At 46.1% G+C, this 15,656-nt stretch carries 13 protein-coding genes, 2 pseudogenes and 1 riboswitch; of the genes and pseudogenes, 14 read left to right on the top strand and 1 reads right to left on the bottom strand.

The annotated features are described in order from the left end of the window. The first annotated feature begins 145 nt into the window (after nucleotides 1–145). From C5I45_RS17395 to C5I45_RS17360, 8 genes are all read left to right on the top strand, one after another. Entirely contained in the window at nucleotides 146–1,231 is a 1,086-nt protein-coding gene (locus C5I45_RS17395; RefSeq protein WP_015388695.1) for a hypothetical protein, read from the top strand. Then, nucleotides 1,212–2,060 (top strand): diguanylate cyclase domain-containing protein, encoded by an 849-nt coding sequence (locus C5I45_RS17390; RefSeq protein WP_014304365.1) that lies wholly within the window; start codon nucleotides 1,212–1,214, stop codon nucleotides 2,058–2,060. Before C5I45_RS17395 ends, C5I45_RS17390 begins: the two co-directional genes overlap by 20 nt. Next, complete coding sequence (locus C5I45_RS17385; RefSeq protein WP_043866842.1) at nucleotides 2,050–3,777, top strand: DUF2334 domain-containing protein; 1,728 nt, start codon at nucleotides 2,050–2,052, stop codon at nucleotides 3,775–3,777. The genes C5I45_RS17390 and C5I45_RS17385 overlap by 11 nt, the downstream gene beginning before the upstream one ends. Then, nucleotides 3,770–5,032, top strand: a complete 1,263-nt coding sequence (locus C5I45_RS17380; RefSeq protein ID WP_003156256.1) for a glycosyltransferase family 2 protein — start codon at nucleotides 3,770–3,772, stop codon at nucleotides 5,030–5,032. The genes C5I45_RS17385 and C5I45_RS17380 overlap by 8 nt, the downstream gene beginning before the upstream one ends. A 5-nt stretch (nucleotides 5,033–5,037) precedes the next feature. Then, complete coding sequence (locus tag C5I45_RS17375) at nucleotides 5,038–7,140, top strand: cellulose biosynthesis cyclic di-GMP-binding regulatory protein BcsB (protein ID WP_107994539.1); 2,103 nt, start codon at nucleotides 5,038–5,040, stop codon at nucleotides 7,138–7,140. 134 nt (nucleotides 7,141–7,274) lie between these two features. Beyond that, nucleotides 7,275–7,421: riboswitch (cyclic di-AMP (ydaO/yuaA leader) on the top strand. A 156-nt stretch (nucleotides 7,422–7,577) separates the two neighbouring features. Continuing rightward, nucleotides 7,578–9,398 (top strand): APC family permease, encoded by a 1,821-nt coding sequence (locus tag C5I45_RS17370; protein WP_003156252.1) that lies wholly within the window; start codon nucleotides 7,578–7,580, stop codon nucleotides 9,396–9,398. 52 nt (nucleotides 9,399–9,450) lie between these two features. After that, nucleotides 9,451–9,897 (top strand): NUDIX hydrolase, encoded by a 447-nt coding sequence (locus C5I45_RS17365; protein WP_107994538.1) that lies wholly within the window; start codon nucleotides 9,451–9,453, stop codon nucleotides 9,895–9,897. 57 nt (nucleotides 9,898–9,954) lie between these two features. Next, complete coding sequence (locus C5I45_RS17360; RefSeq protein WP_014304370.1) at nucleotides 9,955–11,676, top strand: pyruvate oxidase; 1,722 nt, start codon at nucleotides 9,955–9,957, stop codon at nucleotides 11,674–11,676. A 126-nt stretch (nucleotides 11,677–11,802) separates the two neighbouring features. Here the strand turns inward: C5I45_RS17360 and C5I45_RS17355 are convergent, their stop codons facing one another. Continuing rightward, a complete protein-coding gene (locus C5I45_RS17355) occupies nucleotides 11,803–12,240 on the bottom strand; it encodes a GNAT family N-acetyltransferase (RefSeq protein ID WP_107994537.1) in 438 nt (145 codons plus the stop codon). A 248-nt stretch (nucleotides 12,241–12,488) separates the two neighbouring features. On the opposite strand from C5I45_RS17355, the gene C5I45_RS19690 reads away from it, so the two are divergent. From C5I45_RS19690 to C5I45_RS17330, 6 genes and pseudogenes are all read left to right on the top strand, one after another. Further along, nucleotides 12,489–12,650, top strand: a complete 162-nt coding sequence (locus C5I45_RS19690) for a hypothetical protein (protein WP_154018559.1) — start codon at nucleotides 12,489–12,491, stop codon at nucleotides 12,648–12,650. A gap of 55 nt (nucleotides 12,651–12,705) precedes the next feature. Then, nucleotides 12,706–12,867: a hypothetical protein gene (locus C5I45_RS17350; protein WP_014304372.1), complete on the top strand. Its 162-nt coding sequence runs from the start codon at nucleotides 12,706–12,708 to the stop codon at nucleotides 12,865–12,867. Between the two features lie 101 nt (nucleotides 12,868–12,968). Continuing rightward, nucleotides 12,969–13,535: a DUF4145 domain-containing protein gene (locus C5I45_RS17345; protein ID WP_224979435.1), complete on the top strand. Its 567-nt coding sequence runs from the start codon at nucleotides 12,969–12,971 to the stop codon at nucleotides 13,533–13,535. A 125-nt stretch (nucleotides 13,536–13,660) separates the two neighbouring features. Next, nucleotides 13,661–13,923, top strand: a pseudogene (locus tag C5I45_RS20005) (hypothetical protein). Between the two features lie 260 nt (nucleotides 13,924–14,183). Then, nucleotides 14,184–14,438, top strand: a pseudogene (locus C5I45_RS17335) (peptidoglycan-binding domain-containing protein); the annotation flags it as partial. 416 nt (nucleotides 14,439–14,854) lie between these two features. Next, the gene (locus C5I45_RS17330) at nucleotides 14,855–15,622 is read left to right on the top strand and encodes a septation ring formation regulator EzrA (protein WP_079890911.1); all 768 of its coding nucleotides are present in this window, start codon (nucleotides 14,855–14,857) and stop codon (nucleotides 15,620–15,622) included. Nucleotides 15,623–15,656 lie beyond the last annotated feature (34 nt).

The following is a 15,656-nucleotide window of genomic DNA, read 5'->3' as shown; positions in this document are numbered from 1 at the left end:
AAGGTGAGAGGCGGCGCTTCCATTTAAAATTTTCCAATGTGAAAAAATGCTAGTATTCTTTTATCGTTTCCTTTATAGTAAAAATACTTTGTGAAAAAATAAGATATGGGTCTAAAAAAGGATTTGTAAAATAGGAGGATGGACTGTGAAGCAATTCGTTTTTCGTCTGATGATCCTTTTGATTTCGATCGTTCTGACGGCGGGGTGCGCGGAGGCCGGCACTGAAAAACAGACGGCGGCCGAACCGTCCGGACCGCTTCAGCCCGCAGAGCATTTTATTTATCATAAATTGATGAACGGGCGGGGGATGATCCGGACGAACATATCCGGTGAGCCGGAATATTTATCTGAGTCTCTCGGACTATGGATGGCATTTTTGCTGAACAGGAAAGATGAGCGGCAGTTTCAAGCGCAATATCAGCTTCTCACCGATTCGTTTCTGACGAAAAACGGGCTCGTGTCGTGGAAGATTGACGGGAATAAAGCGAGCGGCACCAATGCCTTAATTGACGATTTCAGAATCATGAACTGTCTGAATGAGGCCGGAACCCTGTGGGGAAACAGTGAATACGGGAAAACAGCGGTGCAGATCGGGAAGGCGCTGGAAAAATACAATACAAATGACGGGTATTTTACGGATTATTATGATGCCGCTTCAAATGCCGCATCAAAGACCGTGACCTTGTCCTATGTTGACCCCGGCGCCTTACAGATGCTCAGAGAAAAAGGGATTATCGATGAGAAAACGGAAAACCGGAACTTTGATGTTCTCAATCATGCGCCCCTGAAAAATGGTTTTCTGCCGAAATCATTCAATACCGAAACAAAGGAATACAAATATGACAGCGAAGTGAATGTCATCGACCAGCTGTACGCCGCCGTGAATCTGAAGCGGGGCGATGGCAAGGCTGCCGCGCTGTCAAAATGGATGATAGAGGAATTTAAGTCGCGCGGACAGCTGTACGGACGATACAGCGCAGACACGAAGGAGCCGGCGGTTCAGTACGAATCACCGTCCGTTTACGCCCTGGCCGTTCTTTTTTTAGCAGAACAAAAAGCTGATCCGGCTGTCATCAAGCCGCTTTATGAAAGAATGACTTCATTTGAAACACTGGACACGCTGAAACCCGATTACGGCGGCTATATGAGCGGGAGCGATACACATTCTTTCGATAACCTGCTGCCGCTTCTGGCTGAAAGGAAATTGTTTAATGAAAATATCATTCAATGAATCACAAAAACTGTGCAGCTACACAGCAGTTATGCTGGTGCTGCTGTCTTTTTTTATTTACTATGCGTCTCAGCAATCCGCAGGGCTTCTGATAACCTGCATCACATTGCTTGTTGCGGGAGCCGGTATATGGTTCGGGGCAATCTACGCGCTCGTCATGACCTTACTCGTCTTATTTGTTCTCGGCAGCCTGCTCCTGTGGTTTCAGACCGGGAGCTTTATGGCGTCTGCCGATGCCGAAAGTCTGCAGGTGCTGGTCATTTGGGGGATTGCGCTGCTGCTCTTTTCTTACATAGCGGGAAGGATTCACGAGTTGGCGAAGGGGCTTGAACGCTCAGTGAAACAGCTGCGTGAAGAGATTACGAGCTTTGTCGCCGTCGACAGGGTGACCGGCTTTGACAACCATCTGCGGATGAAGCTGGAGCTTTCCGAGGAAATCAAGCGGGCGGAACGCTACGGCAATTCCTTCGTCTTTTTGCTGCTGCACATGCATTATTTCAAGGAATTCAAATCCCTGTACGGAGAAAAAGAGACCGATCGGCTGCTGGCGTTTATCAGCCGCCAAATCCGGTCAAGCGTTCGGGAAACAGACAAAAAATTCAGGCCGTCCGCCGAACGGTTCGGCATCGTGCTGACCCATACGCCTGAAGAAAACATGCCGGCCGTTCTGGCGAAGCTGAAAAAGGAATTGGATACGTACCGGCTGCAAAACGGTAAATACGTCTCCATCACCTTCCGTGTATGTTACTTGGCGTACCGAAAGGATTTACAAACGGCCGAGCAATTTTTAAATGAACTGGAAAACGAGATGATGATGAATGAACTCTAAATGGATACGTCTCTTACTCTCGGCGCTTTTCATGATTTCGGCCGTTTATGTTCCCCGTCCGGCGGAAGCAAAAGACAAAAAGGACGGTATTCTCATTATTTATACAAGCACGGACGGCAAAGAAACCGCTGAGGTCAAAATGCTTGATCTGACCGCGGGCCATTTCTCATCCGCCGTCACTGTGAAAAGCGACGGAGACATCACAGCCGCGGACTTCAAAAAGAATCGGCGCGTCATCTATTACGGCGTCACGAAAAAAAAGCTCAGCACATCATTTGTGTCACTGATCAGCAGCATGCCGCAGCAGCTTATCAGCATCGGCTATAACGCCGGACAGTTCCGCCAATTTGCGGGGTTGTCCCTGACAGAAAAAGAAACGGTATACCGCATTTACGGCAAAAAAGAAAAAACAGACATGCCGCTTGAAAAAGGGATGTCCGTGCTCGGCGTATCGGGAGTAAAAGGAAAGTCCCTTTATACATACCGGTCCGGTGACGGCAGCACCCGCCCTTTTATGTGGAAAACGGCGCGCTCTGACTATTATTTCGGTGTGACGAGCCTGTTAAATGATTCGTTTCTGACGGCGAAATCGCTGCGCAGCGCATTCGGAGAATCACAGGGCGGCACCCTCCTTTATTTGCGGCTTGAAGACATCAGTCCGATGTCAGATGAAACATTGCTTTACGAAGCGGGCGCTTATCTGCATAAAAGACACATTCCGTTTATTCTGGCGGTCATTCCGGTCTATCTCAATCCGGAAAACGGAGAAAAAGTATACCTGGCGGACAAGCCGAAAATGGTCCGCGTCCTGAAAAAACTTCAGCAAATGGGCGGAAGCATCATTATTCACGGCTACACGCACGCATACCGATACAGCGAAACGGGAGAAGGCTTTGAATTTTGGGATGCCAAAGCGGATCAGCCGATTACGTCAGAAAATGCGGATGATACTCCGGTCAAGCTTGAAAAGGAACAGGATTTTCCGAATGAAAAAGCGTACCGGGCGTATGTGAAGCCTTTCCGTGAAAAAGAAAACATCTACACGAGAACGAAGCTGGAGCAGGCGATTGACGATCTGACAGAGCTCGGCCTTTACCCGCTGTCATTCGAAGCGCCGCACTACACGATGTCTGAAGAAGGCTACAAAATCGCATCTTCTTATTTCTCCAGCATTTTCGGACAAGTGCAGCTCAGCGGCGCGACGTGGAAAACCTCGGGCGCCCCTCCGTTCGTCTCAAAGCCGGCTATGCTGGACGGGATGACGCTGTACCCTGAAACAATCGGTTATGCCGATAACTCAAAGGAAAATCCGCTCGGAGATATGGAGAATCATATTTCTCAGATGATTGATTTCGGCGGCGGAACGGCGGGCGGTTTCTACCATCCGTATCTCGGCATGAAATACCTTCCCGAGCTCGTCAATCAGATGGAGCGGATTCCCGGCGGCGAGTGGCTCGATCTGAAGAAAACGAAGCAAACGGTAACGTCGGACAGCGTCAGGATCAAAACGGACGGAGACGGAACCATTCATGTGGAAAACAAGATTCATCCGGTAACGGCCTTTTTCAATCATCACCAGCAGACGCCTCTTGAAAAAGCGCTTTGGATTCTCTCCGGCGTGGTGTTATTGTTTATCATCATGTTCGCCTGCTACGTCCTTTATTTGCGCGCCACATTAAAAAAACGAATCTTTAAGGAGAGAAGAAGCCTTGAGTAACATTCTGTTTTTTATCTCATTAAGTTTAATATGGGTGATGCTTCTCTATCACATGTTTCTGATGCAGGGCGGATTCAGGCATTATATGACCTTCGAACGGAACATTCCGAAATGGCGCGCAAAGATGGGGGAGCTCCCGAAGGTCAGCGTGCTCATCCCCGCGCATAACGAGGAGGTCGTCATCAGGCAGACGCTGAAGGCGATGGTGAACCTGTATTATCCGAAAGACAGGCTTGAGATCATTGTCGTTAATGATAATTCCTCCGACCGGACGGGAGACATCGTCAATGAATTTTCCCGTCAGTATGACTTCATTAAAATGGTCATCACAAAGCCCCCGAACGCCGGAAAAGGAAAATCTTCGGCGCTGAACTCAGGGTTCGCGGAATCGAACGGAGACGTGATCTGCGTGTATGATGCGGACAATACGCCGGAAAAAATGGCGGTGTACTACCTGGTTCTCGGTCTGATGAATGATGAGAAAGCGGGAGCGGTTGTCGGGAAATTCCGTGTTATCAATGCGGCGAAAACGATCCTGACGAAGTTTATCAATATTGAAACCATCTGTTTTCAGTGGATGGCGCAGGGCGGCAGATGGAAATGGTTCAAAATCGCCACCATCCCGGGAACGAACTTCGCGATCAGGCGGAGCATTATCGAACAGCTCGGCGGCTGGGATGATAAGGCGCTGGCGGAGGATACCGAGCTGACCATCCGCGTGTATAATCTCGGCTATCATATCCGCTTTTTCCCGGCGGCTGTGACATGGGAGCAGGAGCCTGAGACATGGAAGGTCTGGTGGCGTCAGCGGACAAGATGGGCGCGCGGCAACCAGTACGTCGTTCTTAAGTTTTTATCCCAATTTTTCAAGCTGAAACGCAAGCGGATCATCTTCGATCTGTTTTATTTCTTTTTTACGTATTTTTTGTTTTTCTTCGGTGTGATCATGTCAAACACGATTTTTATCATCAATCTTTTTTACGACCTGCATCTGACAGTCGGGTTTTTGGCGATGATTTTGTGGATACTGGCCTTTTTCCTGTTTATGACTGAGGTCATGATTACTTTAAGCATTGAAAAAACAGAAATGAACAAACAAAACTTCTTTATCGTATTTCTGATGTACTTTACATACTCTCAGGCTTGGATCGTGCTCGTCATCTGGTCATTATTCACAGAGATCAAGCACCGATTGTTCAAGCAGGAAGTCAAGTGGTACAAAACGGAGCGATACAATCAAAATAAAAGCGGGTGACCTTTTTGAAAAAAGCGATATTGATAACTGGCCTTTTGCTATTGATGTATAACGGGCAGGCGGCCGCGGCCCGGGAGCTGAAAACGGACGGTTCCGCTCTCGGAACAAGCGCCGGCGCAAAAGAGCAGCAGGCGCTGACTGGCGATCTGATGACACTGTACGGGACGAAAGACAGCTCAGAGCTGACCTATCAGATTCCTGCGGGAGCTTCGAATGCCGATCAGTCGCTTCTGATTGATTACGAGGCGTCAAACTTATTAATTGCCCCGTCTTCTTTAACCATCGCCATTGATGATGAACCCGTCAAATCCATAAAGCTTGACGGCAGCTCCAAGCGGAAAACGGTGAAGCTCAATCTCAGCAAAAGCCAATCCGCCCAAGGCTATCACAATGTATCATTACGATTTTACGGCGTATTAAAAGAGGGCGTCTGCGTCAGGCAGGATACGTCAGGCAACTGGATAAAAATTTATCCGGACAGCCGCCTTGTGCTTTCAGAAGCAAGCAAGTCAAAGGGAGCGGATCTCGGCCATTTCCCGTATCCGTTTGCCCAATCAGGCAATACGGGTGAAGAAACCGATATTATCCTTCCTGACAAACCGACCTCGGCGGAAGCTGAAGCCGCAGTCAAAGCAGAAGGATTTCTGAAAACGGCAGACAGCAGGCTGAAGGTATCCTATGTAAAAGAATCCGATGCCGGCAAAATCAGCAATCCGTCAATTGTCATCGGCGCTGATCAGCATTGGAACGGGAAAATAAAAGAGCTTTTCGAACGGGGGAACTTCAAAGCGGAAGACAACAAACTCCTTCTCGCCGAACGGGTTCTGACATCAGGGGACAAACGGCAGCCCGTCCTGTTTGTCACGGCGCACTCAGACAAAACGCTGGCGGATAAAATCCGCGTCATCACAGACAGCGCTTATTCAAGCCAGCTGGGCGGAGATACTTTGACAATCGGCCGCCTTCAGCCCGCTGTGGAAAAGACAGGCAATAAACTGACACTAGAGGACTTCGGCGCGGGAAATGTAATGGTCGGATCAAACAAAACGGCGTCAGAGCACTTCTTTTACCCTGCGGCGGCCGCTGTTGATAAAGACGGTAAGGTCAAGCTTTCACTTACATTAAAAACGTCGGAATCGATCCGGACGAAGGCGGATTCAGATGATGACGCTGAGAGAGCGGAGCTGAACGTCATGGTCAACGGACAGCCGAATGCGGTGCGTCTTGATGATCTCGGCAATCAAGATAAAGACGGCTTTTACCACGTCTCCATCCCGATTGATCCGAAGCTTTTGCGAAGCAGCAGGTACATTGATCTGCAATTTGTCACATCAGGTTTGAAACATAACAACCCGTGTATCGACCGTGACGAAAATAAATGGGTCTATATTGATAAAAGCAGCATGCTGACGTATCCGGTAAGTGATGCGGCGCAGAAAGCGGATTTCGGGCAATGGCCGCTCCCGTTTGCGGGCGGCGTGAAAGAGAAAACAGTGATCGTCATCCCGGATAATGTAAACATACAGACACTGAAAGAACTTTCTCTGGTGGCGGATTCATTCGGAAACGGCTTTACCGTAAAGACGGCATCAGACATGAAGGAAGCGGATGCCAAAGGCCGGAATGTTGTGTTTATCGGAGGCCTGCCGCAAATTCCGCTTTTGAAATCAAACGCCTCTAAGCTTCTCGTGCCGTCAGACCGCAGCGGCGCGTACGATGTTTCTTCGTTTCAGATGCTGAATGAGACAACGAAACAAGTCGCGTTTACCCAGGAATCACCTTGGGACTCCGGCCGAAGCATCGCTGTTTTTGCTCCGTTATCAGGCAGCGGCGCGTCTGTCACAAAAGAGCTGATCAGCTTTTTAGACAGCACAAGCGATGCCGCAACCGTCGTCAACGAAACGGCCGGCAAGCAGCTGTTTTCAAACCATCAGCAAATCAAATCCGACGACAGCAGTCCGGCGCCTGATACGAAAAGCCGTTCCGCAGCACTGAACGTCACGTATATCGCTGTTTTCGCGGCGCTTATAATTATTGCGGCCGGTCTGATCTGGCTGACGGCAAGAAGGAAAAAAAGAAAAGCGGATAATGAAAAAAGTGAAGAGTAATGAAGGAAAAAGAGGCCGTTAACAGGCCTCTTTTTTTGTATTTTTATTTCCATTTTTGGCGGTGATTTTTTTATTTTTGAAACAGCATAAAAGCCCCTTTACAACTGAACGGGACGGGAGTATGATCTCTTTTATAATCTATATCGCTTAATCTGTAATCAGAGCGGGGGAACCAATTTGCGGCGCGTCATGCCGCTTGGGGTGAATCCTTTTTCAGGTAGGGCCAACTCTCATCAGCCCGAATCCGACAGCTAACCTCGTAAGCGTTCATGAGAGGAGATGAATGAAACCTGTGCACGATTATGGCGCAGGGGCATCCGTTTGCCTCTGTGTCTTTTTGCTGTGCCGAAATATGGCATGCAATCGTTATTCAGAGACATCATAGCAGTAAGGGTTTGTAAATCAAACGGAAAATGAAAAAAAGGGGAAGACAAAAAATGTACCATTCAATCAAAAGATTTTTGATTGGGAAACCGCTGAAATCACAGGCGGCCGGAGAGCAGAAACTCACGAAACTCAAGGCGCTCGCCATGCTTTCTTCAGACGCGCTGTCATCAGTTGCTTACGGAACGGAACAGATTCTGATCATTTTGGCTGCGGTAAGCGCGGCCGCGTTTTGGTATTCCATTCCGATCGCAGCGGGTGTTCTCATTTTGCTGCTTGCTTTGATTCTGTCCTACAGACAGATTATTTACGCTTATCCGCAAGGCGGGGGCGCTTATATGGTGTCAAAAGAAAACCTTGGTGAGAAGCCGGGCCTGATTGCGGGGGGCTCATTGCTTGTTGATTATATTCTGACTGTTGCGGTAAGCATTTCTGCCGGAACTGATGCGATTACATCGGCATTTCCGGCTTTGCACCCGTATCATTTGCTCATTGCTGTTTTGCTTGTGATTCTGATTATGATTTTAAATTTGAGAGGGCTGTCAGAGTCGGCGTCCATTTTGGCGTATCCCGTCTATCTGTTTGTGGCGGCGCTTGTCCTTTTGATCGTCGTCGGACTGTTTAAGCTCATGACGGGGCAGGTTCATCCGGCCGAGCATACACCGATCGGCACGCCCGTAGCGGGCATCACGCTGTTTTTGCTGCTGAAGGCCTTTTCATCCGGCTGCTCGGCACTGACCGGTGTGGAAGCCATTTCAAACGCGATCCCGGCCTTTAAAAATCCTCCGGCGAAAAACGCGGCCCGCACTTTGGCCATGATGGGGATTCTGCTGGCGATCTTATTTACAGGGATTACGGTGCTGGCGTACGGCTACGGCACGGGTCCGAAGCCTAACGAGACCGTTATTTCACAAATCGCCGCGGAAACTTTCGGACGCCATACGGTGTATTATTTCATTCAAGGCGTTACATCATTGATTCTCGTGCTTGCGGCGAATACGGGCTTTTCCGCTTTTCCGCAGCTGGCGTTTAATTTAGCGCGCGATCAGTATATGCCGAGAATGTTTACGGTACGAGGCGACCGATTAGGCTTTTCAAACGGAATCATCTTTCTCGGTATCGCGTCCATCCTGCTCATTCTTTTATTCGGCGGCCGCACGGAACATTTAATTCCGCTTTATGCCGTCGGCGTGTTCATTCCGTTTACGCTGTCGCAGACGGGAATGTGCATCAAGTGGATCAGGCAGAAGCCGAAGGGCTGGGCGGTAAAAATGCTGATCAACTCATGCGGCGCCGCCATTTCATTTATGGTGCTGTGTATTTTATTCGCGACGAAGTTCAATCTTGTCTGGCCGGTGCTGTTATTCATGCCTGCTGTCGTCATGCTGTTTTTCGTCATTAAAAATCACTACACCGCGGTCGGCGAACAGCTACGGGTCGTTGATCAGCAGCCTGAGGAAATCAAGGGAACCGTCGTCATCGTGCCTGTCGCCGGTGTCACCACCGTCGTCCAAAAATCGATTCAGTATGCGAAATCATTATCGGATCAGGTCATTGCGGTTCATGTTTCCTTTGACAGAGAACACGAAAAAAAGGTGGAAAAGCGCTGGGAAGAGCTTCATAACGGCGTCCGCCTCGTCACCCTGCATTCCTCATACCGCAGTCTGGTTCACCCGTTTGATAAGTTTTTGGAAACGGTCGAACAAAAAGCGAAAAAAGAACAGTTCTCCGTGATGGTGCTGTTTCCGCAATTTATTACGAAAAAACGCTGGCAGACCATCCTTCACAACCAATCAGCCTTCTTGCTCCGCGTCCGGCTGTTTTGGAAGAAGGACATCATCGTCGCCACCCTGCCGTATCATTTTAAAAAGTAACGGAAAGACCGCAGGCTGAAATGCCGCGGTCTTTTTTGTAAAGGAGGGCGACATGGCACAAGGCGCGTTTGTCATCATACAAAATGAGGGGCGGAAGATATTGCTCGTAAAACGAAAAGACATTCCCTTATGGGATTTGCCCGGAGGCAGGGTCGCAGAAGGTGAAATACCTGAAGCCGCAGCCGTCAGAGAGGCCTTCGAAGAAACCGGTTATAACGTGACCATTCTGCATAAAGCCGGTGAGTATGAAAGGCCGGCATTTGAAGATACACAGCATGTATTCATCGGAGCCATTACCGGAGGAACACCGCTGATGAACGGGCGGGAAACCGCCGCATTACGCTGGTTTTCCCCAAACCGGCTGCCGCTGTTCATGGTGCCGAACAGAAAACGGCAAATAAAAGACGGACTCAATGGGGCGGCAAATCGTAAGGCAGTCCTTAAAGACCGAAATTTGTTATCCATCCTTGATCTGCTGAGAAAAAAGCTGAGAGTATAGCCCGTGTTTCAACCCGTATGAAAAAGGGGATGAATACAGGTAAAAGGAGGATGCAGTATGCCAAGTAAAACAGCAGGACACGTAATGACGGAGCTGCTTGAACAATGGGGAGTCGGTCATATATACGGCATTCCCGGAGACAGCATTAATGAATTTATCGAAGAACTGAGACATGAACGAAATAACCTGACATTCATCCAAACCCGGCACGAGGAAGTCGCAGCCCTGGCTGCCGCGGCTGAGGCAAAACTGACCGGGCAGATCGGTGTCTGCCTTTCAATCGCAGGACCGGGGGCCGTTCATCTGCTGAACGGTTTATACGACGCCAAAGCGGACGGCGTTCCGGTGCTGGCGATTGCGGGACAGGTGGCTTCCGATGAAATCGGCCGTGACAGCTTTCAGGAAATCAAATTAGAGCAGATGTTTGAGGACGTGGCGGTATTCAACCAGCAGGTACATACGGCAGAAGCGCTGCCCGATCTTCTGAATCAGGCGATCCGCACGGCTTACAGCAAAAAAGGCGTTGCCGTTTTAACCGTTTCTGATGATTTATTCGCGCAAAAAATCAAACGGGAGCCGGTTTACACATCGCCGATATACCTCAAAGCTGATATAGAGCCGAAAAAAGAACATCTCGTGACATGCGCGCAATATATTAACAACGCAAAAAAACCGGTCATTCTCGCCGGCCAAGGGTTAAAATCAGCAAAAGAGGAGCTGCTCGCATTCGCCGATAAAGCGGCCGCTCCGATTGTGATCACCCTTCCGGCAAAAGGCGTCGTGCCTGACAGCCATCCCCACTTTCTCGGGAATCTCGGGCAAATCGGCACAAAGCCCGCCTACGAAGCAATGGAGGAATGCGATCTGCTGATCATGCTCGGCACATCGTTCCCGTACAGGGATTATCTCCCGGATGATACGCCTGCCATTCAGCTTGATTCGGATCCGGCAAAAATCGGGAAGCGCTATCCCGTCAATGCGGGAATCGTCAGTGATGCGGCTCTGGGGCTGAAAGAGCTGACGGAATACATTGAATATAAAGAAGACAGAAGATTTTTGGACGCCTGCACCGAGCACATGAAGCATTGGTGGAAGGAAATCGAAAAGGATGAAACCGAAGCGACTCATCCGCTCAAGCCGCAGCAGGTCATTGCCCGGCTTCAGGATGCGGCCGCAGAGGACGCCGTCCTGTCAGTGGATGTCGGAACGGTTACAGTGTGGATGGCCCGCCATTTTAAAATGAAGAAGCAGGACTTTATCGTCTCAAGCTGGCTCGCCACAATGGGATGCGGGCTTCCGGGAGCGATTGCCGCAAGCCTTGCCGAACCTGAGCGGCAGTCCATCGCCATTTGCGGAGACGGCGGATTTTCAATGGTGATGCAGGATCTGCCGACGGCTGTTAAATATAAACTGCCGATTACGGTTGTCGTTTTAAACAACGAAAATCTAGGCATGATTGAATATGAACAGCGGGTCAAAGGCAACATTGACTACGTCACCCAGCTGCAAAATATGGATTACGCCGCCTTTGCAGAAAGCTGCGGGGCAAAAGGCATCAAAGTGACGAAACACGAGGAATTGGCTCCCGCTTTTCATGAAGCGCTCAACTCAAATGAGCCGGTCGTCATCGACGCCGTCATCGGCGACGAGCCGCCGCTTCCGGGAAAAATCACTTACGGCCAAGCGAAGGGCTTCAGCAAATACATGCTGAAAAACTTCTTTGAAAACCAAAAAATCGAAATGCCGTCACTCAAGAAAAGCTTAAAACGGCTGTTTTAAGAAGCCGGTGGTTATAAAAAAATTAACAGGCAGCATGCCTGTTAATTTTTATTTATTTACCCAGATAAGCCATAGTAAAAGCCCGGCTTTTTATTTTAGTTTTTTCTTCAATAAGGTCATGTCGGGTTATATGGAATAGGTCAGCCAATCTCCCAGAGAACCGCCCATCTTTTTATAGAACTTTTGTGCACGGTAATTATCAGATGCAGTTATCCACGACATATGCGCATACCCGTTTTCTTTTGTAAATGCCTCACAACTTTTAAACAGTTCTTGGGCTGCTCCTGTACCTCTTGCTTTTTCTGCCACGAATAAATCATTCATTATTGTTATTTTATCTGCTTTCGTCGTACTAAAACTAAAATATAATGTTGCAAAGCCAATAAGTTCCCCATCTTGTTCAGCAACGAATTGAATACCCCTGTTCTTCTCAAATAACATTTTAATCAAATGATGTATCTTTTCAATCGGTGGCTTAGGTCTTTTATAAAAATCCACGATATATAAATACATTAAATCGGTCAATTGTTTTACATCATAGTGTTCTGCGCTTCTGATTATCAAATGTTTCCCTCCTCACTCTTTTTAAATTTTTGTTATGCAAAACTTACGCAAACATTCTAAATAATGAAATATTTTATATTGGTTTTGAATCGGTTTGTTGTTTAAGAAAAAATAAGAAGGCGGAATCATTCTCATGAAGCGCTTAACTCAAATGAGCCGGTCGTCATCGACGACGAGCCGCCGCTTCTGGCATTCAGCATGAGGATATGTATTTAATGCCCGCTCTATTACTTTAAGGAGGGAACAGAGTGCAAGCAGTCAAACAATTGTCATTCATTCCGGAAGTATCGGGCTGTTTTTTATCCGTTAAATTAAATTCATCTTTTAAAGTCTCAGCTGTGCGAGAAGGCTTTATAGTCAAGGCTTTTTTCACTGGTGTACTTATTTGTCGCACGATAAAATTGCAATAACTGAAAGGAGGGGTGCAAGTGATAAAGAGAAAAAGGACTCAGAGGAGTTTAGATAATGGATGATAAAAAGAAAGAGGTTCAAAGAAAATACAGAGAAGAGATTAAGAGAAAGAAACAGCAAAAAGAAGATGATAAAAACTTCACAAGAGAGGCCTTTATTGTTGTGACGATAATCGTGCTGTTTATTTTTTTGAATTTCATGTTCAAAAGTTTTTAACAAAAAACCCCTGATCCCCCACTTGTACCTATGAATTTTATATTGTGCAATGTATGGGATGCGATACTTTTGCTTTTCTAGATATATATGAGGATGAGGATATGTTTGAAGTAACAGGTCCAGATTATCATACTGATAGGTTGTACTATAAAGAATATAGAGTCTATCCAAAAGAGCCAATGAAGGAGAATCCTTTTGGTCCTCCTCAGTTATCAGATTATGATGAGAAATTTGAGTTTGCAAATTTGCCAGACTTAATAAGTGAGATTAGAAATGAAGCAATATATGCATATCGACAACGTATGAATTTATTATGTAATACGGGTATTAGAATGTTAATTGAAACAATATGTAAAGTAAAAGGAATCGATGATAAGAGACAAAGAATAAAAAATGGAAAACCGATTTTCGACAAAAATAATGAGCCAGTCATGGTTCCCATAAGTTTAGAAGAGAAGATAAAAAAGCTTAAAGAAAAAGAAATAATTAATGATACACAACAAAGGATATTCCTTGAAATTAAAGATATAGGAAACCAAACAGTGCATCAATTCTTCAAGCCTAAAAGGTCAGATTTATTACAGTACTTGGAGACAATAGATTCAATTCTTTATAGTATTTTTGAATTGCCGCATATAAAATTCGAAAAACATACAAGTAGTAATTAATAAGTGCTTTTTTAAAAAGGAAGGTGCTACTAACACCCTCCAATCACAACAGAGATAGCTCCCTGCGAGAGCGTGATCATGACGCGGCCGCGTTTGTGGGAAATCACGCTCTGATTCATATTGTAATGGAGGATGGGGAGCATGACAAGAGAAAAACAAACGTATGTTCCTATTCTGATGAAGAGAAGGAAAAGCTCTGCTTTTACATAAAACCGATGTTCTTGAAAATATCAGTGAATTCAAAGAGAAGTATCGGAAAATCGTTAGTGCAGGCATTGCACAGTGGATCAGAGACTTTCAAAACGGTCGAATAGAGGTAAACACTGTGGACGACTTAAAAAAGCTCATAGAGCTCAATATACAGCTTCAGAAGGATGAAGAAATTTAAAAACAAACTCAAACTCAATTAGATGGCTCGGGGGTGGGTGATGATGAGCGCCGTGAGCCTCTATCAAAAAACAGGAAAAGGACCAGTGCTGACGTACACCGTCAAAAAAGGCGGAATATTATCGTCATTGCATAGAAGTCAGGCGTAAGCATGGCCGCCCTGCAAAGGTTGAACGGTATCAAGGACCCGAATTTTTCAAAGTCGGCCAAGTATTAAAGCTGGCGGATTCGGCCGGCTCTCCAACAAAAGGAAAGAAATCATCTTACACGCTGCCGTCAGGCGTTTTTAAAGTGACAAGCCCCTTAACTAAGGGAACAGCTGTGAAACAGATCCAGACGGCTTTAGCGGCTCTTTATTACTACCCGGACAAAGGGGCGAAGAATAACGGAATAGACGGCTATTACGGACCGAAGACTGCAAATGCAGTCAAACGGTTCCAGTCCATGTATGGATTGACTGCGGACGGTATTTACGGGCCAAAAACGAAAGCAAAAATGTTGTCTCTTCTGAAATAAATGAAACAGCCCTTTAATAGGGCTGTACCACAATTCTATATATTTCATAAAAATAAAGAAGTATATAGAATTGTGGTTCGCATCAATGGTAGAATGTGTTTGTTGGAAGCCGTTTCAAATACTTGTAAATTTGTATAAAATTTGAAGGGTAACCTTACGAAGAAATAGTGAAACAACACATTGCCTGATAAACATCGTGCAAAACCCAAATCCTATAGTTCAGTTGGCACTGCATATCCCGATTTTGTGTCATTATGCACTAGATAGAAATGATTAAAATATCCTAAATAATTCAAAAAAGGTGTTTACAACCTTATTTATATCCCATATATTAGAAAAGAAGGAAAAATATTCAATAGGGAGATACTGACGTGAAAAAGAGTAAATTTTTACTTACCACCATGTTCTCTACAACTATGTTGATTTCCGGTTTAGGCTTGGGATTTGGGAAAAGTGCACATGCTGAAGAATTTCCGCAACTTACTAATGAAAAAGTCCAAACGGAAATACAGGAAATGAAAGATGCCGGCATGACAAGTGAGGAAGTACAGAAATTCTATGAAATGAGTAAAGAAGAGTATGCGTATGTACAAGAACATGCAGAAGACTTGTATAAGGATTCCCAAAAAGAAATCAAAGAATTGAAAGCCTCTGGTCAAATTGATGAAGTTCTTCCTAAATACAAGGAGCCTGAATATCAGCCCAAGAACCAAATTGCAGCAAAAGCGTTAGGTACAAAAGGTGATGTTCTTACAAGCTATGAAATTAATTCTGGAAGTTGGTCTATTGGTGTAGGACATGCTGCGGTTGTTTCAACTAACAAATCAAAAACAGTTGAAGCATGGGCGAAAAGCTGGAGCCCTATAAACCAAGATGGAGTTCGCAGATATAATAATAACTGGGGAAGTAAAAAGAAAGTTTATGGTCTATGGGTTAAAGGATCGAATAACAATAAGTATATAAACGCTGCAAAATATGCGGAAAAGCAAGCAGATAATAAAAAGAAATATAATTTCAACTTTTTAAATAAAAAGACAACTGCTAAATTTTATTGTTCTCAATTAGCTTGGCGTTCTTGGAAAAACCAAGGTATTGATATTGACAATGTCAAATGGGACAGCGTTGTAACACCAATGGAGCTTGTAAAATCCAATAACACAACAATCTTTTATCACAAGGGTTAAACAAATTGACAAAAACAATCGGTGCTGCACCGGT

Origin of the sequence: Bacillus sp. ZY-1-1 (assembly GCF_003047165.1) — a bacterium.
Taxonomy (GTDB): Bacteria; Bacillota; Bacilli; order Bacillales; family Bacillaceae; genus Bacillus; species Bacillus velezensis.
This window is presented reverse-complemented; position numbering and strand designations above follow the sequence as displayed.